Annotated in this window: 18 protein-coding genes and 1 riboswitch; of the genes, 3 read left to right on the top strand and 15 right to left on the bottom strand. The window is 35.9% G+C overall.

Annotated features, from left to right (window positions below; genetic code table 11):
- The first annotated feature begins 27 nt into the window (after window positions 1–27).
- The 3 genes from rpe to thiC all read left to right on the top strand — a co-directional run bounded on the left by rpe (window position 28) and on the right by thiC (window position 2,887).
- On the top strand, window positions 28–675 hold the full coding sequence (gene rpe / locus EL158_RS03725) for a ribulose-phosphate 3-epimerase (protein WP_027303977.1): 648 nt from the start codon (window positions 28–30) through the stop codon (window positions 673–675).
- A complete protein-coding gene (locus EL158_RS03720; protein WP_027303976.1) occupies window positions 672–1,451 on the top strand; it encodes a 3'-5' exonuclease in 780 nt (259 codons plus the stop codon). The genes rpe and EL158_RS03720 overlap by 4 nt, the downstream gene beginning before the upstream one ends.
- A riboswitch (TPP riboswitch) is annotated at window positions 1,445–1,549 on the top strand. (Overlaps the previous gene by 7 nt.)
- A 39-nt stretch (window positions 1,550–1,588) precedes the next feature.
- Window positions 1,589–2,887 (top strand): phosphomethylpyrimidine synthase ThiC, encoded by a 1,299-nt coding sequence (thiC, locus tag EL158_RS03715; RefSeq protein ID WP_027303975.1) that lies wholly within the window; start codon window positions 1,589–1,591, stop codon window positions 2,885–2,887.
- A gap of 77 nt (window positions 2,888–2,964) precedes the next feature.
- Here the strand turns inward: thiC and EL158_RS03710 are convergent, their stop codons facing one another.
- The 15 genes from EL158_RS03710 to EL158_RS03640 form a co-directional block, all read right to left on the bottom strand.
- On the bottom strand, window positions 2,965–8,691 hold the full coding sequence (locus EL158_RS03710) for a S6 family peptidase (RefSeq protein ID WP_027303974.1): 5,727 nt from the start codon (window positions 8,689–8,691) through the stop codon (window positions 2,965–2,967).
- 110 nt (window positions 8,692–8,801) lie between these two features.
- The gene (locus tag EL158_RS03705) at window positions 8,802–10,163 is read right to left on the bottom strand and encodes a sensor histidine kinase (RefSeq protein WP_027303973.1); all 1,362 of its coding nucleotides are present in this window, start codon (window positions 10,161–10,163) and stop codon (window positions 8,802–8,804) included.
- Window positions 10,163–10,852 carry a response regulator transcription factor gene (locus EL158_RS03700; RefSeq protein WP_232008215.1) on the bottom strand — a complete coding sequence of 230 codons (690 nt, stop codon included), beginning with the start codon at window positions 10,850–10,852 and terminating at the stop codon, window positions 10,163–10,165. The genes EL158_RS03705 and EL158_RS03700 overlap by 1 nt, the downstream gene beginning before the upstream one ends.
- A 17-nt stretch (window positions 10,853–10,869) precedes the next feature.
- A complete protein-coding gene (gene pstB / locus EL158_RS03695; protein ID WP_004275076.1) occupies window positions 10,870–11,622 on the bottom strand; it encodes a phosphate ABC transporter ATP-binding protein PstB in 753 nt (250 codons plus the stop codon).
- A gap of 8 nt (window positions 11,623–11,630) precedes the next feature.
- Window positions 11,631–12,449 carry a phosphate ABC transporter permease PstA gene (pstA, locus tag EL158_RS03690; RefSeq protein ID WP_027303971.1) on the bottom strand — a complete coding sequence of 273 codons (819 nt, stop codon included), beginning with the start codon at window positions 12,447–12,449 and terminating at the stop codon, window positions 11,631–11,633.
- Window positions 12,446–13,288 carry a phosphate ABC transporter permease subunit PstC gene (gene pstC, locus EL158_RS03685; protein WP_027303970.1) on the bottom strand — a complete coding sequence of 281 codons (843 nt, stop codon included), beginning with the start codon at window positions 13,286–13,288 and terminating at the stop codon, window positions 12,446–12,448. The genes pstA and pstC overlap by 4 nt, the downstream gene beginning before the upstream one ends.
- Window positions 13,289–13,301: 13 nt before the next feature.
- On the bottom strand, window positions 13,302–14,129 hold the full coding sequence (locus EL158_RS03680) for a substrate-binding domain-containing protein (protein ID WP_027303969.1): 828 nt from the start codon (window positions 14,127–14,129) through the stop codon (window positions 13,302–13,304).
- A gap of 112 nt (window positions 14,130–14,241) precedes the next feature.
- The gene (locus tag EL158_RS03675) at window positions 14,242–15,081 is read right to left on the bottom strand and encodes a DNA adenine methylase (RefSeq protein ID WP_051529126.1); all 840 of its coding nucleotides are present in this window, start codon (window positions 15,079–15,081) and stop codon (window positions 14,242–14,244) included.
- Window positions 15,078–16,163 (bottom strand): hypothetical protein, encoded by a 1,086-nt coding sequence (locus EL158_RS03670; protein ID WP_051529125.1) that lies wholly within the window; start codon window positions 16,161–16,163, stop codon window positions 15,078–15,080. Before EL158_RS03670 ends, EL158_RS03675 begins: the two co-directional genes overlap by 4 nt.
- On the bottom strand, window positions 16,163–16,681 hold the full coding sequence (locus EL158_RS03665) for a hypothetical protein (RefSeq protein WP_027303967.1): 519 nt from the start codon (window positions 16,679–16,681) through the stop codon (window positions 16,163–16,165). The genes EL158_RS03670 and EL158_RS03665 overlap by 1 nt, the downstream gene beginning before the upstream one ends.
- Window positions 16,671–17,195 carry a hypothetical protein gene (locus EL158_RS03660; protein ID WP_027303966.1) on the bottom strand — a complete coding sequence of 175 codons (525 nt, stop codon included), beginning with the start codon at window positions 17,193–17,195 and terminating at the stop codon, window positions 16,671–16,673. Before EL158_RS03660 ends, EL158_RS03665 begins: the two co-directional genes overlap by 11 nt.
- The gene (locus EL158_RS03655; protein WP_027303965.1) at window positions 17,185–18,195 is read right to left on the bottom strand and encodes a DUF8341 domain-containing protein; all 1,011 of its coding nucleotides are present in this window, start codon (window positions 18,193–18,195) and stop codon (window positions 17,185–17,187) included. The genes EL158_RS03660 and EL158_RS03655 overlap by 11 nt, the downstream gene beginning before the upstream one ends.
- A complete protein-coding gene (locus EL158_RS03650) occupies window positions 18,192–18,827 on the bottom strand; it encodes a lysophospholipid acyltransferase family protein (RefSeq protein WP_004277174.1) in 636 nt (211 codons plus the stop codon). Before EL158_RS03650 ends, EL158_RS03655 begins: the two co-directional genes overlap by 4 nt.
- Window positions 18,811–20,112 (bottom strand): tRNA (N6-isopentenyl adenosine(37)-C2)-methylthiotransferase MiaB, encoded by a 1,302-nt coding sequence (gene miaB, locus EL158_RS03645; RefSeq protein WP_027303964.1) that lies wholly within the window; start codon window positions 20,110–20,112, stop codon window positions 18,811–18,813. The genes EL158_RS03650 and miaB overlap by 17 nt, the downstream gene beginning before the upstream one ends.
- The gene (locus tag EL158_RS03640; protein WP_004275100.1) at window positions 20,109–20,351 is read right to left on the bottom strand and encodes an HP0268 family nuclease; all 243 of its coding nucleotides are present in this window, start codon (window positions 20,349–20,351) and stop codon (window positions 20,109–20,111) included. Before EL158_RS03640 ends, miaB begins: the two co-directional genes overlap by 4 nt.
- Window positions 20,352–20,364 lie beyond the last annotated feature (13 nt).

Below are 20,364 nucleotides of genomic sequence, written 5' to 3'. Positions count from 1 at the left end.
TTTGATTAAAATTTTTAAGGTTTTGCAATGTATGTAGCACCGAGTTTATTATCGGCGAATTTTTTAAAATTGGAAGAAGAAATCAAAGCTGTCAGCGAAGCGGGAGCGGACCTTTTGCATATTGATGTAATGGACGGACATTTTGTGCCAAATTTGACCTTTGGACCCTGTGTTTTGGAAAAAATTTCAAGCATTAGCTCTGTGCCTTTAGATGTGCATTTGATGGTAAAAGATGTGTCAAAATTTGTCGAGCTTTTTTTACCCTTAAAGCCCAAATTCTTATCCTTTCACATTGAAGCAGAAGCCCACCCTATAAAACTTTGCGAGTATTTAAGGACGCAAGGAATTCATCCTGCTATCACCCTTAATCCTCACACGCCCATAAGTTCATTAGAACATTTAATTGAATTTGTGGATATGGTGCTTTTAATGAGTGTTAATCCGGGCTTTGGAGGACAGAAATTTTTGCCCTTAGTTTATGATAAAATACGAGAACTTAGAGCTTTGATAGAAAAAAAACAAGCTAAAGTTTTCATCGAAGTCGATGGGGGGGTTAATGGCTTAAATGCGGCGGATTTAGAAGAAGCTGGAGCCGATATTTTAGTCGCCGGTAATTATATTTTCTCCTCAAATGACTATAAAAACGCCATTAAATCTTTAAAGCTTGAATTTTGAGTTTGCAACAAATTGACCAAATCCTTGCTAAATTAGTTAAAGAAAGTAAGCCTTATCCTTGGGTGATGAAGGAATTTGCTAAGGTTGAAGAGCTGAAAGACTATGAGTTAGACCTCGAAATTTTGGAACTTCTTGGACTTAGCTTTCATCTTCATAAAGATAATGTTTTAAGCCTTAAAACACGCACAAATAAAATTAAAGAGCAAGTTTTTTGTATCGTAGATATAGAAAGCACAGGCGGGATAAACTCAGGGCAAATTTTAGAAATAGGTGCTGTTAAAATTCAAAATCATAAAGAATTAGACCGCTTTGAAAGCTTTGTAAAAGTCGATGAAATCCCACAAAATATTACCGAACTTACAGGCATAGAACTAAATATGGTCAAAGATGCACCTAATCTAACGCGAGTTTTAGAGGCTTTTAGACTTTTTTTAAATGATAGTGTTTTTGTCGCGCATAATGTCAAATTCGATTATAATTTCATCTCAAAAAGTCTTTATGAGTGTGGCTTTGGCATTTTACTCAACCGCAAAATTTGCACGATAGATTTCGCACAATGCTGCATCCAAAGCTCACATTACAAACTAGACGCTTTAAAAGAAATTTTAAAGATAGAAAGCACACATCATAGAGCCTTAAATGACGCCCTAGCAGCAGCTGAAATTTTTAAATACTGCCTTGGCAAACTTCCTCCGCACATTAAAACCACAGAAGAGCTTATCCACTTTACAAAAACTGCAAAATTAAAAAACAAATGCTATAATAAATCACAATAAATGACGGGAGCTTGTGGGACAGGCTGAGAGTAAGCTAAAAGCTTAGACCGAACCAGAACTAGATAATGCTAGCGTTGGGAAGATTTATCACTTTTCTACTTACCCTTCATTTATCCAAATTTCTTTAAAGGATAAAAATGAAAACACAAATGCTTTATGCAAAGGAGGGAACTTGGACACCTCAAATGCAAATTGTTGCTGATAAAGAGCAAGTTAGCAAGGATTTTTTGCTTGAGAATTTAGCCTCGGGTAAGATTATTATCCCTGCAAATATCAATCATACCGCTCTAGAGCCAAATGGTATAGGATTAGGACTTCGCACTAAGGTTAATGTCAATTTAGGCGTTTCAAACGACTGCATTGATTACAGCGAGGAAATGGAAAAGGTTGATTTAGCACATAAATTTGGCATTGAGGCGATTATGGATTTGAGTAATTATGGTAAAACAAGCCATTTTAGAGACGCGCTCATTGCTAAATCTAAGGCGATGATAGGCACGGTGCCTGTATATGATGCGGTGGGCTTTTTAGAAAAGGACTTAAAACAAATTGAAGCAAAAGATTTTTTAGATGTGGTGTATCATCACGCTAAAAGTGGGGTAGATTTTATGACTATACACGCAGGGATAAATTCTCGTGCGGCTAGGGTTTTTAAAGAGACAAAACGCCTCACAAATATCGTTTCGCGTGGTGGATCGGTGCTTTATGCGTGGATGGCAATGAAAGAAGCGGAAAATCCTTTTTATGAGTATTATGATGATTTACTTGAAATTTGCCTCAAATATGATGTAACACTTTCTTTAGGAGATGCCTTGCGTCCGGGCTGCACTCACGATGCTAGCGATGCGGCACAAATTGCAGAACTCATTGAGCTTTCACTTTTGACGCAGAGAGCTTGGAATGCTGGAGTGCAGGTGATGATAGAAGGACCCGGACATATGGCTATTAATGAGATAGAGGCAAATATGCAAATAGAAAAACGCATTTGTAAAGGTGTGCCTTTTTATGTTTTAGGACCCTTAGTAACAGACATTGGTGCTGGGTATGACCACATCAGCGGAGCGATTGGTGGAGCAGTAGCTGCTGCGGCTGGAGCGGATATTTTATGCTATGTAACTCCAGCCGAGCATTTAAGACTACCAAATTTACAAGATGTAAGAGACGGCATAGTGGCAACTAAAATCGCCGCTCACGCAGGAGACTTAGCTAAACTTCCAAAAGAAAGAGCAAGAGACGATGCTATGAGTGTGGCAAGGCAAAAGATAGACTGGGAGAGTATGTTTAAACTGGCAATTGATGGAGAAAAGGCGAAAAAAATGTTTAATGAAAGACGACCGGAGGAACTAAATTCTTGCTCGATGTGCGGAAAAATGTGTGCAATGAATACAATGAATCAAGTGATGAAAGGTGAGGATGTAAGCCTAGTAAAAGCGTGAAATTTAAGCCCTAAGGGCTTAAATCTTAAAGGCTAAAAGAAAAAAACGAACCTGCATTAAAAATAGAGGTCAAAATATTAGAATTTGTATTCAAGATTAATATTGCCTCTACCTCCATAGCCTCCCTCCACATCACTCATAATTGAAAATCCATATTGTAGTCCAAAACCTTTATCAAGCTCTCTTCTTCCTATAAAATCAAGTTCAAAGGTTAAAGGCTCGGCATTAAGCTCATAGCCGATGAAACTTTTAGCATTACTCAAGCTAACAAAAACCTGATTTGCCGAGTTATAGATATTTTGCCTTGCTAGAAGTGAAAAGCCATAAGACTCTTTTTCGCCCACGAGAGCATATTCCACTCCAGCACCTAAGCCTATATTAAAAGCATCAAAACCCTTTTGCGCATAATTACTCCCCTTATAAGTTCCTATACCATCATATCCCACACTCAAAAGCCCCATAGGCTTAATAAAACTCTCAAATTTCTCTCCCTTTTTCAAGGCATAGTGATATTTATAATAATTGTGAGAAAGAAGTCCATAAGAATTTGACTTCGCATTTTCACTTCCTAAAACCCCTTGCACACTTCTATCGCCATTAATAGAACTGATAGAAAGATTAGTTTGAAACTCGTGATTACCAGTTTGATATAAACCATAAAAACCAAAATTAACAAGCGTAGCTTGATTGTTAAAAATAGAAGCATCATAATTAGACCTACCAAGCCCAGCCATAACGCCTAGCATTAGCTCTCCATTATCCCTATCAAACACTTTATCATAGCCCACATTGATACTATAAAATTTAAGATTCGCATCACCTCTTCCCTCCGTAAATGCTCCAGCACTTGTATTAGCCCAGACCTTGTTTCTCTTAGTTTCTAACTCCTCAAAAGCCAAAGACATCGCCTCAACATCATTGCTAGCAAGTAATACAGGAGCTAAAGCAAAGTTTTTTTGTGTGTATCTTACTTGAGAAACGCGTGCATTTATATTTTGATTATTTGTCAAAAGCACTTTTTCCACAATATTCACGCTATTTTTAGCTATATCATTCATATCTTTATCAATCTTACCTAAATGCCCCTCTAGCTCCTCATACTGACTCGCCGTCCCTGCCATTTGTACAAAATCATCTTTTGGATTATGTTGAATGAGAACATCTAGCAATTTATCATTGTTAATGTGTTTTGATAATTCCTTATAAGAGCTTGGGTCTTCTTTAAGAAATTTGACCTTGACCTGCCCTTCTTCGACTATCGTATTCCAGTGTAAAGGCATAGCACTAGTAAAGCTAAAATTAACTCTCTTATCTGTGCGTTTATCAGTGATACTCCCAGCGGAAATTAGGGTGTAATATTTATTGAGTGCTAAACTATCATTATGATTTGTCTTAATACTACTATCAAGCTTCACATCAATGCGTGTGCCATTTTCTAGGGTGAGATTTTTGCTATTTTCTACTTTTAATGCGTGAAATCTATCCTCACTCGTTCCCACTTGTGCGGCTAAACTTAAAGAATCTGAGCTTGAGTGGATTTGATTTCTAGGACTTAGAGCATTTTCATTTTTAATTGTCATCATCTTAAAGGGCTGACTTCCAGAGCTTTGTTTGCCGACATTTTCTAGATGTAAATGCTGAGAGATAGAGAGATTTGCGGCGATAGGAGTTTGCGTGTTATTTGTCTTAGTCATATCGTGCGTTAGGGTATCAAAGTGGATTCTCGAATTATCATCTGTTTTAAGGCTTGTAGTTTTTTTACTATCAAAACTTTCGCGGTTCATATCCCAACTAGTGAGATAGACATTACTACCCTTATTTGCTTCGATGCTGAAATTTTTCTGCGTGCTTTTTGTATAGCCTTGTGGTAAATCAAGTTCTATACTTACAGAACTACCACCTTGAGCTAAAAGCTTTTTGATACCTAGCGTTGAACCTAGTTCGGTTTGAATTTTTGTATTACCACCACCATTAACGCTTAAAGTGCCGTCATTATTATCTACCTTAAAATTAGACTCGCCACCCACAACTAGGGTTTTCCCTCCGCTAAGTAAAACATCGTTGCTATTTGTATTGAAATTCGATTTACCACTGATGTAAAGATTATGATTAATCAAACCACCGCCGTTTAAAGTAAGATTCGCACCCTCTTGTAAATGGACATTTTCCCCATAAAATGCGCTATTACTTAAAGTTCCGCTCTTAAATACAAAATCTCTCACATTAAATTTAGCCCCACCCATTACATTTAAAGTAAGGTTATTTAATTTATCGGCGATGATAGTATCAGCTTTAAGCGTAGTATTGTTTCCATTTAAGCTAATGCTATTATGAGTGTTATCAAGCGTTAAAGTCCCTCCCTGTGCGATGTTAAGACTCGCTCCATTACTTAAATCTACCTTTGCGGTAATATTGCTTAAAGCTACATCTATCCTAGAATTATCCGCCTTTAGTGTGCCTTGATATAAAGCATTTGTAGCTTTTGTCGTGTCATTAGCTGTATAAGCATTAAGCGTGATATGGCTTTGACTCTTAGCGTCAATGTCAAATTCACGCTCCTTACCCAACTCAAAATTTAAGGCTACGCTTGAAGCACTGCTTTCTAGCGTTTTACCCTTAGCTAAAAAGTCTGAGTTCTTATCTACACTGACATTAAGAGCTAGATTAGTCGCCTTGAGGTTGTTTGCGTCTAGCTTTCCTCCACTTGCTAAGATAATATTGCTAGTTTGCGTGTTATTAAAGCACTCTACGCCAACTTTACCACTACAATTTATATTTAAGCCCTTTGTCGCACTCCCACTTAGCTCAATGCCCTTTGTCGCACTGAGCGTAGCGTGATTAGCATTTGAAACACCTCTTATAAGTATCGTTACATTATCTTGATTTCTCGTGCTGATTTTATCGCTTACATTTAGTGTTGAGCCTTGTCCATCAACTATAATAGAATTTTTATTCACACTTTCTAAATTAATGCTTTGTATGTTTAAAGTAGAGCCACCCATCACGCCCACATTGCCAGTGATTGTTGTGTTTGCCCCTGTAATATTTGATTTATCCTTAGCAAAAATATCATACTGCCCCGGCTTATTCATACCATTTATGCTATTAAGATTACTCAAATCAAAGCTTGATTTCTCAAAGCCTAGAGACTGCGTTACTTGTAGCGTGCCACTGCCACTTGCGTTAATAATCCCACTATGATTGCCATTTAAGCTTCTAAAGATGAGATTTTTCACATTTGCGGTGCTGTTATTCATCGTTAAAATCGCCCCACTATTATGCTTTTCTCTATCAAGGGTAAGATAGTCTGCTGTCAAATTCGCATTATTTGTCAAATTAAGCTTAGCATTAAAGTCATAAATCCCCGATGTGATAGTCGTGTTATCGGCTGTAATGCTGCCGTGAAAATGTGTCGTTTGATTAGCGATATTTTTATCTGTGAGCGTTTTCTTTTCCACTTCTTGCCGATAGTCAAAGCCATTGCCCGTAGTGTTTTCGCCGTCCTTTTTGTCGATATAATGCTCTATATCTCCGCCGAAGTTAATCACCGAGCCAGAATTCGCCTCGATATGCCCATCCAAAGTCGCCTCACGCCCTATATCAAGCTTAGCACCACTACTTAAATCAATTCTTTCAAATTTAAACACTCTATGGTCCCAGTCAGGCTGGTCCAAAGTGCTAGGGCGACTTAGGTCCATCCAAGTAGGTAGGCTCTTGCCCTCCGCACCTTTCACAAGGTTTAAGAAATTCTTTTGTCCGGGTTTCCCATATTGTGTAGCGGTTACATTTTCATTTCTAATATAAGCGTGAGTTGTAGGGTGTCCTTGTAAAACGACCTTACCATTACCTACTTCAAGCCCCTTCGCATCGATATTACCATCAAAGATAAGTGCGGCTGTGCCATTACCTTTATAGATGAGATTGAGATTATTGTTTGTATTTGGACTAGTAGTTGTGCTATTCTTTGTATCTTGCCCAAAACTTGCGTGGATAATGGTATTTGCTTTTTCGTGTGTTTTATTTTTGCTTGTATCATATCCATAACCCTCGATAGTAATGGCACTAGGGCTGTTCTGCGTAGTGTCAGTATTAATAATATTTGCGTGTGCGTCATTGCTAGAGATAGTATTAAGCGTTAGGCTATTGCCCTTTAGATCAAAATTTCCCCCGCCATTGCCGAAGTAGAATCCAAGCTCAGTAACCTTATTTTGGTCTAGGATAAAATGATTAGGTAATTTAGCGTCTATGGATGAAGTATTCTTTCTCGCACCAAAAGCTTGTGCCTTATCTTTAGTCAGTTCTAAAGTCCCCCTCCCACTTGTGAGATGCACACCATCAAGGACTTGTTTATCTGTATTAAAAATGACCTTGCCATCGCCTACGCGTAGATAGCCATATTTACCATCACTGCTTGGATTTTGTGGTGCTGTTTTAAAGATTAGTGTGCCTTTGCCGACCTTATGCAATGCGTCATCTGCCGTCTTTTTACCATTGATAAACCCTAGCCCCCATTCCACTTTGACATTTTCTTCTATATCAAGCCCTGCGCCATTAAAACCAAAAGGCATATTATTATTTGTGCCATTGCTTGTGATTGTATAAGTCGTTTCAGTAGTTCCATTATTTGCTTTAGCCTTAAACACAAGCCCACCGACTTGCCCACTTACCATTAAATCCATATCCGCTTTTAAATCAATAGTTCCACCATTTTGAAAGACTATATCTTTATCAGTTTGGAGTTGTTTACTATTTGAGCCATTTTGTTTAAATTCTGCTTGTTGCCCTACCTGCTTTTCAAAAGTCCAGTTCTGCCCTCCTTTTAAATCAAACTCCCATTCATTTTGCTTTTTAAATTCTTCAAAGTCTGCTTTGGTTGCCACTGCCACACCGGCACTGCCCTGCCCTACCAAATCCGCCTTAGAAGTTACCCCAAGCAGTAGCCATTTTTTCTTAGTCTTATCATAAATGTAGAATCCGCTTCCGCTATCCCCGGGACTAATACCATTTACCCAAGTTTTATCCGTAAATTCTATGAGTTGAATACCTCTCGCATTGACATTTTGATTTGCTGTGGAATTTTCATAAGTAATTCTCTCTAAATCAATAGGGCGACTAAAACTCCCCCCACGCGTCCCACTAATCGCCGCTATCCCAGCTCTATTAAATCCATTGCCAGGCGCATTGAAAAGGCTTAATATCCCTGAACCTGCTTGAAAAATAATAAGTTCACCCTTGTTGTTTGTCGCATTGTTAGTTAAATATTTTTTTAAAGTTTCTAAATTTTTTTGTTCTTTATCTTTGCTATACGACTCTAATTTTGCGTCAAAGATTTCCATCTCCCCTTCCACAATATATTTATTAAACCGCGTAAAAGACACATCATAGCCGTAGTTGTTGGATCTGCTATCTTCACTTATCTTATAACTTGTCTGCCCCCAGCGTTTCACTTCTGCATTTAATGAATTGACAAGTGCATCACTGCTATCACCACTACTGCCTGCCACATGCGTAGCAGTGATGACAAAATTTCGCCCTAAAGCGGTGGAATTACCATTATTACTTCTAGCGGATTGGTCGATGATAGGGGCTTCAAAGCTTACAGAAACGCCGGGCTGTTTGAGGGAGTGGATTATGACATCTTTTGCCCCTGTGGTAAACGCGCCTTTATTCTGCCCTAAGTCCAAAAAATCGCGGTAAAAAAACTTATCAATATGGATAATTTGGGCGTCTAAACCACCTACTAGTGTGGTTGATAGCACGATGATAACGCCGATTTTTTTATTCTTTATACGCTTGGTCTTCATAAAATTCCTTTCTTGCAATGACAAAAGATAGTCTTTGTTTAAATTTCGCAATTCTAACACAATTCAAAAAAAAAGCATTTTAAAAATTTAATTTGGTAAGGGCGTGAAGCTTAAGCTTTTTGCAAATTTTGCATAAAACGCATTTTAAATTCACATCCTTTTCCAAGTTCGCTTTTAAGCTCTATGCTTGCTTTATGAAGTTTTAAGACGGATTTGACGATAGAAAGTCCAAGTCCGCTTCCGCCGATTTTCTTACTGCGACTTTTATCCACACAAAAAAAGCGTTCAAACACCCTTTCTTGAAATTCTTTAGGAATTCCTATGCCATTATCCCTAATGCTAAGTTCCACAAAATTGTTAAGTTTTTTAAGTCTCACTTTGACAAAACCGCCTTTATGGTTATATTTAATGCCGTTATCACAAAGATTAAAAACTAAATTTTCTAAAAGCTCATCAATGCCTAAAATATAAGCATCTTCTAAGTCTAACTCAAAACGAATTGTGTGTTGATTAGCAAGAAGTTCTAGGCGTTTGTAAGCGCGTTCTACGACCTCCTTGAGATTGACCCTATGAAAAGGCAGGGTTTGCGTTTCGTCCAAAAAAGAGATTTTTAAAATTTCATTAATCATATCTAAAAGACGCTTAGACTCTAAATGAATTTTATCGACAAAATTGGGCAAATCTTGAGGAGCTACAAGCTTGTTTTTAATCATCTCAGAGCTTGCCATAATGGAGGTTAGCGGAGTTTTTAACTCGTGGGTTACATTGGCGCTAAATTCCTTGCGTAAATTTTGCAAACGCTTAAGCTCTGTGATATCACAAAGCACGATAAGCATACCCTTAAATTTCTTTTTTTGCGAAAAAATGGGAGAGAAAACAAGCTCACATTCTAAATTATTAGGATAATGGAAAGTGAAATTTTCTCTTATTTCGCTTTTTAATTTCTCCTTTTTAAATTCCTTAAGATATTTCAAAACTAATTCTAAAAATTGTGAATTTTTAAGCTCTAAAATATTATGAATTAAATTGAGATTGGCAAAATATTTTTCCGCACTTAAATTCTCACTTAAAATTTCTCCTGTGCGAGAGATGAAAATTAAGCCATCGTTCATATTTTGCGTTAAAGATTGCAATTCTTGTTTTTTTCTTTTTAGGTGTTTAAATTGAATTTTAAAGGCTTTGTTTTCTAGCTTGATTTTTTCAAGCATTTTTTTAAGCTCTGGGTAGGGAATATGCTCTAAATTTTCAAAATCGATCTTTTCTAAAGGTTTTAAAAAAATATAGGACAAAAATCTAGCCAAGAAAAAACTACATAAAAAAACTAAAAAAAATTCAGCTAAAACACAAGATAAAAGCCAAGAAAAATCTTGCCCTATGAAAAATTCTTCTTCACTTAAAATCAAAAAAACATTAATAAAAAAAACCAAAGCAAAAATGACACTAAAAATAATGAAAAAAAGCTTTTTTTGCATTAAGAATCTTTAGAAATTTTATAGCCTACACCGCGGATTGTTTTAATAAAACGACTTGCAATGCCTAGCTTCTGACGCAAAGTTTTGATATGTATATCAATAGTCCTACTCTCGCCACTATAACTATACCCCCAAAGAATTTCTAGCAAATCATCGCGACTAAAGACTCTATTTTGATTTTTAAGTAAAAAGCCAAGAAGCTCAAATTCTTTAAGAGTTAGCACAATTACCGCACCACAGACCTTAACCTCACGCGTTTTGTAAGATAGCTCAAGCTCATCTAAAACGATATTTTCAGCATTTTGCTCTTGTGATGTGCGTCTTAAAATCGCCCGAATTCTAGCGATAAATTCCATTACGCTAAAGGGCTTAGTGATATAATCATCAGCACCCAAATCAAGCCCTTTAACCTTATCAATTTCGTGATTTAAAGCCGTGAGCATTAAAACAGAAATATCCTTAGTATTAGCATTTGCTTTAAGCTCTTTTAAAATTTCAAAGCCACTGGCATTAGGAAGCATAACATCAAGCACCAAAATTTGCGGAATTTCAGCCTTTAAAGCCTTTTTAAAACTTTCTATATCTAAAAAGCCTTGTGCGTTAATGTTTTGACTTTTTAACGCATATAAAACAAGCTCTAAAATATTTGCATCATCTTCTAAAACAAAAACCAAATAAAATCCTCTCACTAAAATAAAAAGATATTTTAGCCAAATCTTCCATTAACATAATCTTGAGTTTTTTTGTTTTTAGGATTGTTAAAAATTTTGCTAGTATCGTCAAATTCTATCACTTCACCAAGCAAGAAAAAGGCGGTTTGGTCAGAAATTCTAGCGGCTTGTTGCATATTATGCGTAACGATAATAATGCTATATTCTTTCTTAAGGCGTAAAATAAGCTCCTCAATTTTAAGTGTTGAGATAGGATCAAGTGCTGATGTTGGCTCGTCCATTAAAATGACTTCTGGATTAACCGCCAAAGTTCTTGCTATGCAAAGGCGTTGTTGCTGTCCCCCACTTAAGCCAAGTGCCGATTTATCAAGCCTGTCTTTTAAATCGTCCCATAAAGCAGCGTCTTTTAAGGAGCTTTCTACGATTTCATCAAGCTTAGATTTTTTCTTAATGCCGTGTGTTTTGGGACCAAAAGTAATATTATCATAAATGCTCATAGGAAAGGGGTTAGGCTTTTGAAACACCATGCCGACCTTTTTGCGTAAAAGATTGACATCATAATCCTTATAAATATTTTTACCATCAAAAAGAATTTTACCCTTAATCTTGCAATTTTCCACTAAATCGTTCATACGATTTAAACTTTTAATAAAGGTCGATTTCCCACACCCACTAGGACCTATAAATGCTGTAACCTTACCCTTTTTAATGTCCATATTAATATCTTTTAAAGCTTGAAATTCTCCATAATGCAAGGACATTTTTTTAATTTCAAAACAATTTTTCATTTCACTCCCTACGCTTTTACTAATTTTTTAGCCAAATAATTTGAGCCAAGATTGATTAAAAAGACGATGATGATAAGTATCATCGCCGTGCTATAAGCTTCATTGATATGCTGTCCTTCACTTGAAATCGCATACATATGCACACTTAAAGTTCGTCCTGAGTCCATAAGCCCAGCCACCTTAGCCACACTTCCTGAAGTGTAAAGTAAAGCGGCAGATTCTCCCACTATGCGACCTATGCTTAAAATCACTCCCGCTAAAATTCCTGGAATTGCAACGGGTAAAATTATGATAAAAATAGTTCGCAATTTCCCAGCACCAAGAGCAAAACTCGCTTCTCTAAAGCTCATAGGCACAGATTTTAAAGCCTCCTCAGCACTTCTTAAAATGAGGGGTAAAATCATAACTGCCAAGGTCAAACCCCCCGCAACAAAGCTAGTTTTAAAGCCAAAATAAAGCACAAAAGCCAAATACCCAAATAAACCATAAACTATACTAGGAATTCCCACTAAGGTCTCAGAAGCAATCCTTACAGCGTTTAAAATTTTACTTTTTTTACTGCCATACTCACTCAAATAAATCGCCCCAAAAATGCCAAGCGGCATAGCAAGGGCAAGGGCAAAAAGGACCATATTAAGCGTATTTATAATGGCTGGAGTCATAGAGATATTATTGCTATTATACTCCCACGCAAACATTTCTAAATTTAAATGTGCCACACCCTTAATAAAAATGAAGCCTATTAAAATAAGAAAAATAAGCAAAACGCTAATCATAGAAACACGCATTAAAAAGGCTAAAGTAAGAGTAAGTCTATCTGCTTTCATTTAACTTCCTTTTTTAGTGCATTAAAGCAAGTGTTAATAAGTAGGATAAAAACAAAAAGCACGACCGCATTTGCGATTAAAACCTCTCTATGTAAATCTTGTGCGTAGCCCATTTCAAGGACTATATTAGTCGTTAGGGTTCTAACACCCTCTAAAACGCTTGTTGGGATTAGGGCTTGATTACCAGCGACCATAATGACAGCCATAGCTTCACCAATAGCCCTGCCAACTCCCAAAATAATGGAAGCTAAAATTCCGCTTTTAGCCGCTGGTATAAGTGCGAAAAACACGCTTCTTTCTTTACTTGCTCCAAGTGCTAAAGCTCCCTCATAATAGCTTTGAGGAAGGGCATCAATGGCTGCTTTTGAAACTAAAATGATAGTTGGTAAAATCATAATACTTAATATCAAAGCTGCCGCTAAAACGCTTTTGCCAGGAATTCCGCTAAAAGTCGTTGCAAGAAGTGGGACTATTACCACAAGCCCAAAAAATCCATACACAACAGAAGGGATCGCTCCTAGCAATTCTACTGCTGGTAGGATATATTTTTGTTCCTTTTTATTTGCGAAACGCGAAAGATAAATGGCGCTTAAAACACCAAGCGGCACACCGATTAAAATCGCAAGAGCTGTTACATAAATGCTTCCCACTATCATAGGAAAAATTCCAAAAATCTCCTCTGTGGGATACCAGTCTAAACCAAAAATAAAATCAAAAAGTCCTATTTGAGTAATCGTTGGAATAGCATTCGCAAACAAAAAGAAACAAATCATCAAAACGGCAAAAATAGAAAGTAAGGCACAAAGGGCAAAAATGCCCTTAAAAATTTTTTCTTGCATTAGTTAAGCTTTCTTATTTAGCATCCTGCCAATCTGTAATTTCTCCCATAAAGATTTTTTTAACAGAATCTTTAGAAAGATTTTCTACGCCATTGCTTTTATTAACAATTACAGCAAGTCCGTCAATAGCCAAAACAAGCGGAGTAACGCCCTTTTTAAGCTCACTATCTTTAACCTCACGGCTTACCATACCAATATCGGCAATGCCCTCAACTACGCTATTTACACCTGTTGTAGAATCGCTTTGTTGAATTTCTATCACAGCATTAGGATTAACCGCTTTATAAGATTCTGCTAATTTTTCCATTAAAGGAGTTACCGAGCTTGAACCTGCTACGATTAATTTACCTTCTGGCTTTGAGCTTTTAAAACTTTCCTTCGCTGTTGCAATATAACCTGCTTTTTCTACAATAGCTTTTGCTTCTATTGAAGTGCTATATTTTAGGAAGTCTTCAATAAGCGGATTTGTTGTTTTTGTTACAACATTAAAAGGACGAGAGATTTTATAGCTTTTATTATTGATATTTTCTACACTTGGTGCTACGCCGTCAATTTGAAGTGCCTTAACACTATCATTTAAAGAGCCAAGCGAGATATAGCCTATGGAGTTTTTAGAATTCGCAACAGTTGTTAGCATAACGCCTGTTGAATTTGTAACTTCAGCTTTTTGAGTGGTCGCATCGATTTTTTTGTCTTTAACTTTTTTTTGAATTTCAAAAATTTCCACAAATGCTCCACGCGTTCCAGAACCCTGTTCCCTAGAAATTGGAAAAATATTTTCAGCCATCACACTCGTGCTAAGCACCAACCCTGCCAATAAACCCAATGCATATTTTTTCATAGCATACTCCTTAAAAATTTAAAGTTTGTAAAAGTATATAGGGCTAATGTAAAATTAAAAAGTTTGTAATGTAAAATTTATGTAAAAACTTATATTAATTAATATAAAAATTCTACGCACTAAAAAGTGAAAGGCTAGATAAAGCAAAATTGCTAATCAAAAGCTCTCTGCCCTTTTGTGCCTTATCTTGCTTAAAATTATTCATACCATACTGCACGCTAAATTCTTTTACATAAAAATCCCTATAAAGATCCCTAATAAACTCACTATCATCATAAGTTAGCAAAAATTTATGTGTTGTATTTTTGAGATTCTCACAAAGCCTTTTGTGGTCAAAGCTTGTGTGCAAATCACCCTTTTTGCCATAGAGCTTTGATTTAATCGCACTAAAATAAGGCGGATCAAGAAATATAAACACGCCTTGCCCCTTTTTTTGCAATAGCACTTCATAATCATCACTGCTAAAATGAAAATTTTGCAAAATTTTAGGCATTGCCCTAAGCCGCTCAATGCTACTTTGTGTAAAGCGAGATTCATACGCCTTTTGAGAATATCCGCCACAATCAAGCAGCCCTGAAAAGCTAATGCGATTTAAGATAAAAAAATCTACCGCCCTTTGCAATGGGCTTAAATCTTGCCTCCTGCGGCTTAAAATCTCTGTGTGTAACTCTCTGCCATCTTTATAAGCTTCTTTTATCGCTTCAATCTTTTTAATAAGACGCATAGAATTCACTTTTAATGTCTGCCAAAAGCAGTATAAATCATAGTTTAAATCATTAGCAAAAAAAATTGCGTTTGTATGTGTTTGTGCGAGATAAAGCCCCACACTCCCACCGCCAAAAAATGGCTCTCTAAACTCTTTAAAATCTTTAGGAAAAAAGTCTTGTAGAAACTTTATCGCCCTGCTTTTGCCCCCGGGATAGCGAAGCGGAGATTTATGATAATTTTTCATAGATTTATCCATACTTCAAAATGATTGTTGCTAGATTCTATATTAAGTGCTTGAAGTGTTGCAATATGCGTTTGTGAAAAAGTATTGCGGTTGATAAAATCTTGCAAATTATCACTAGGCAATATATGGCTATCTTGTAAAAGCCCCGAAGTAAGTCGCAAAACCACCTTAAACTTCTCATAGCCCACAATAGAATCTATATTGTTATAAAGCATAAGTTTTAAGAGTCCATCTTTTATATCATCACTACTTGGAAGCAATGCGTTTTTACTATGCTTACTTTCACACAAAACTAAAACATTATCCTGCAATAGCACATCATCACAAGTGAAAAAATACTGCCCACCTAAATAGTTTTCTATGGTGATTTTGCATTTTTGCCCTATGCCAATTTGCTCTTTTGGCTGCAAAGTTAGCATTTCTCTATGCTGTGCTGCCCTAGCCTTTGTCCTTGAGAAATCCATAAAAGATTCTTTGCTTTTTATGATTTTTGCGATGAATTTATCAATATTTTCTATATTGTGTAGTTTTACACCAAGAGATGTAGCAATATCCACATAAGCATTTTTAGCTTTTTGTGCTAAGGCAGGAAGATTTTCAAGCTGATTTATATTCCAATGCAATGCGGATTGATGATAATTTGTAAGCTCACTAAGTTGTTTGCAAATATACTCATTATTAAATTGCTGATTGGTAATTTTGCCCTGCTTTGTGGGGTGCAAATCTGCCTTGTCATAAAAGGCGATAATCACATAAACATTGAGCAAACTCATAAGGCTAAGGCTATCCCATTGTAAATAATCCCTATCGCCATTTATCCCTTCATCTTTGATTAGTGGGATTATCGTTACTACCTTATTTGTACCACTGCTAAAAGTATCATACACTCTAGCATAAGGATAAGATCTTGTGCGTTTGGGGCTTACCCACTTGCTTATAGCAAAGCTTTTATTCTCAAAATTTACAATACATTTGCTAGGTAGGTTATTGATATTATCAAAATTATATCGCTCTAAATCCTGTCCAAAAGATTTTGTGCAAGATTTTATATAAGAAAAATTCTTTATCTTTGCGTGTAGCATTATTTTTCCCCATAAATTTTAGCGATAAAACTAAGCTCTATGCCGCTTTTTTTTGCTTTTAAGTTTAAGGGATAGTCTATTTTGATGAGATTATCATAATTTTGCAAAGCATCGATAAAATCATATAAATTTTTAGGAGAAGCTAAATCGGCTTGAACTAAGAGCGTGTGTTTTAGGTAAAGTTCCTTCGCATTTTCAAGGGTTTTTATCTTAATATTTTTAAAAAAAAGCGTTAAAAAAGTTTGAAAATTTTTCTCATTTAAACTCGTTTGAAACTGCTCTAAGCTCTTATTGTTTTCGCTTTTTAGCTGGATTATTTTAGTTTCGCTTGCATTTAGCTTCGCTTTGGTGGCATTTAGAAGGGCTATTTGCGAATTTTCTCTTACACTAAGTTCTTTATAGGCTTTTAAAGTAGGTAAGAGTAAAAATAAAATTAAAGCCGTGCAAACACTGATAAAGCTAAGGGTTAAGACAAGAATTTTAACAACATTAATTTCTTCAAAGCTTTTATCTTTCATCTTGAGTTCCTACAATTTTACTAACACTCACAAAACGATACCAGCCATTATCAAGTTCATAATAACTTGTATTTGTTTCGTCAAATATACTTTTTAAAGGCGTTTCCAAAAGCAAGGCAAACATCTCTTTTGTAGGGCTTACACCCGTAAGCTTAAGGGCAAATTCGTCTTGTTCCACACTATCAAAACTTATGCCACTCGTTTTTAAGGTCATATCAAAAAGATTTTTAAGACTATCCTTTATATTTTGATTTTTCTCCTTAAATTGTGCAGCGATTTGACTTTGTTCTAGTAAGATGAGATAAAGCTCTTCACTTTTTTTAATCTGCTCCGTAGTTTGCTTCACCTCTTCTTTTTTTCCAGAAATAGAGCTATGTGTCAAAACTATACGAAACTCATAAATCGCAAAAATAAAAAATATAAAAATAATCGCAAAAGCAAAAAGCACGATCCAAATTTTATCCAAAAGATTAAATAGCGGTCGTTTTTGCGGGGTCGTAAAGCTATAAGTCATATTTTAGCTCCTTTTGCATTACTTCTTGCATTAGCTCATGGGTATCAATGAGCTTAATTTGAGGCTTTAAAAAGATTTCACTTTCCACAAATTCTAAGGTGCCTTGCAGCAACATCTCATCACTAAAAATAACAAGCTCATCGATAAAATCTCCCCCATAATGCGAATCGCGATAAAAGCTTTCTATGCTTGAGATGATAAAGCGACAAATTTCCATATCTGCACCAAATTTTCCCAAATCATCCATCTCTACATCTTCTTGTGGCTTTTCTACGATACTCTCACCATCATTTTGCTCTTGGTCTAAAGCGTCTATTTTATCTCCTAACATTTCGTTAAAATTATCCAAAGTGATTTCGCCTTCTTTTTTTTCTTCGCCCTCTTCTAAAGGCGTAGTTTCCGCACTCAAACCATCATCGCCTAAAATTTCACCATCATCAAAACCATCAAATTGAAAACTTAAAGTCTTTTCAAAAAGCTTGTAAGAGCCTATAAGAATTTCACCATTTTTATAGACCATTAGAGCTAAACTTTGAGAATTTTTGAAGGCATAAAGCCTTGTTTTATCATCTTTTTGCTCTTTTTGGATGCAAAAATGAAGTAAGGCAAAAGGAGAAAATAAAAAATCAAGCCCCCCACAATCCTCACACAACTCGCTAAAATACTCTATATGCTCAGTCGCCGTGTAAAGCAAAACATTCGCCAAAGGCAGAGTTTTAATGCTCATCTTGCCTATACCAAATTCATCATAATTTTGCTCCCCACTTGGTAAAATTCCTTGCTCCTCGCTATCTAAAAATAAGGCTATATAATAGGGGAAAAATTTTTTATCATAATTTTTGATAAAGGTAATGAGTTGTTCGCTTTTGTCAAAGGTTTTTTCTAATTTTTTAATGAGCTTTTTATTACGATAAGTGCAAATTTTAAGCGTATTTTTTTTATCTTCTAAAATCGCACTCATAAAAATTTGCGGCAAGATTTTTTTAAAAAATGGCGTCATATCTGCTCCTTAAAACTATCGCGTTGGCAAATTTTTTCAAATTCTTTTTTAATCAAAACTTTAGCCTCATCTTTCTCCAAATTAGAAACATCAAAAGGCTCACTTAAACTATAAATTAATCTACTAAAAGGCTTAGGTAAAATCATTTTATCCCAACTTTTAAATTCCCAAAAACGACTTGCTTCATAATTAGCAATTCTTATCTTAACATTTTTTTTCTGTGCGATTAAAATCGCTCCATCTGAAATGCTATGTCTTGGACCTCTTGGACCATCAGGCGTTATAACTATATCGTCTTTTTGCTCCAATACTTTAAAAGCCGAGCGAAGAGCAGTGCTAGCACCCCTAAAAGTGCTACCTCTTATCACATTTAAGCCATAAAGATGAATAAGTCTGGCGATTAATTCCCCATCATTATGATGAGAAATCATCACAAAAGCTCTTTTGCCTTTTTTTCTAAAACGCCTAAAAGCAAATGGCATCAAAGCAAGGCGTCCGTGCCAAAAAAGGATAACGCAAGGCTCATCATCGACCTCCTTGCCATGATAACGCTTAAAGCAACTTAAAAAAATGAGCCATTGCAAAAAAAAGACAAGTCTTATAAAAAGCGTTTTTTTAAACAATTTCCCCATAAAGCACCATGCGTTTTGCGTTTGTGATTTTCACTTGTTTCATTGTGCCTAGCATTTCTTCGCTGCCTTGAATTTGAACTAAAAAATTATTATCCGTGCGACCTGCTACGGCATTATTTGCCCTTAGCTCTTCAAAAAGCACTTCAAAAGTTTGATTTTCCTGCTTTTTTGTGATTTCATCTAAAATTTCTGCGTGGCGATTTTGTAAAAAACTTAGTCTTTTTGAGGCAATATCTTCTGGAATTTGATTTGGCATTGTGGCGGCTTTAGTTAGGGGGCGTTTGGAGTATTTAAAAGAAAAAATTTGCTCAAAACGCACCTTTTCCAAAACATCTAAAGTGTCTTCAAAGTCCTTCTCGCTCTCTCCCGGAAATGCTACGATAATATCTGTTGAAATGCTGACATCTTTGCAAAGCTCTCTAAGCTTTAAAGCCCTATCTAAATACCACTCTTTACTATAACCTCTTTTCATCGCTTTTAAAATTTCACTTGAGCCACTTTGCAAAGGCATATGCATAGCTTTGCAAATTTTTTCATTTTGACTAAAAGTTTGTAAAAATTTATCATCCATATGTAAAGGATGCGGACTTGTAAAACGAATGCGTCTTAAATTCTCAATCTCACTTAAAGAGTTTAGCAAATCGGAAAAATCCATTTTTTTATGAGCGTTTCTAAATCTTTTGCCATAATTATTGACATTTTGCCCAAGTAAAAATATCTCTTTCGCACCCTTTTCTACCGCCTTTTTAGCTTCATTATAAATCAATTCAAAAGGGATAGAAATTTCATCTCCTCTAGTATGTGGGACTATGCAATAAGTGCAATGTTTATCGCAACCTATGGAAATGTTAATGTAGGATTTGTAAGGACTATTTCTAAAATCGCTAAAAGCAAACTCACTTTCATCATAATCTAAATCAACCCCGACAAATTTCGGAGTTTTGACCGCTTGAGTGATTTTAGAAATATTTCTAGCTCCCAAAACAAAATCCACATAAGGCGCACGACGGAAAATTTCCTCTCCTAAATGCGAAGCCGTGCAACCGCAAACACCTATTTTAGCACCCTTCTTTTTCACTTTTTCAAAGCCACCGACTTCTGAGAAAAGCTTATGCACTGGTTTTTCACGCACGGAACAAGTGTTAATGAGAATTAAATCCGCCTCCTTTATGTCCTCTGTGAGGCTATAATTCTCCTTTTGCGTTAATTCAGCGATGATATGCTCACTATCTCTTACATTCATCGCACAACCCAAAGTTTGGATAAATAATTTCTTAGCACTCAAAGAATATGCACCTCATACATATAATCTTGCTCGTCAAGTCCATAGCGAATAATTCTATGATAGACATTTAAACCTTTTTTTTCAAAATGTTCTACTAAAGCGATGAGTTGCTTGTGCGAATTTTCCTTATCAAAATAAAAAAATTTTTGCCCTTCCTTCTCCACCGCATCCTCAATCTTACTCAAGCTTATATTTTTAGGCTTGTCATTGATTAAATTTCTTGCTAATTTTAAGTCCATAATTTATCCTTAG

Origin of the sequence: Campylobacter upsaliensis (genome assembly GCF_900637395.1) — a bacterium.
In the GTDB taxonomy this organism is placed as follows: domain Bacteria; phylum Campylobacterota; class Campylobacteria; order Campylobacterales; family Campylobacteraceae; genus Campylobacter_D; species Campylobacter_D upsaliensis.
The sequence above is the reverse complement of the archived record's forward strand: the minus strand, read 5'-3'. Positions and strand labels throughout refer to the sequence as shown.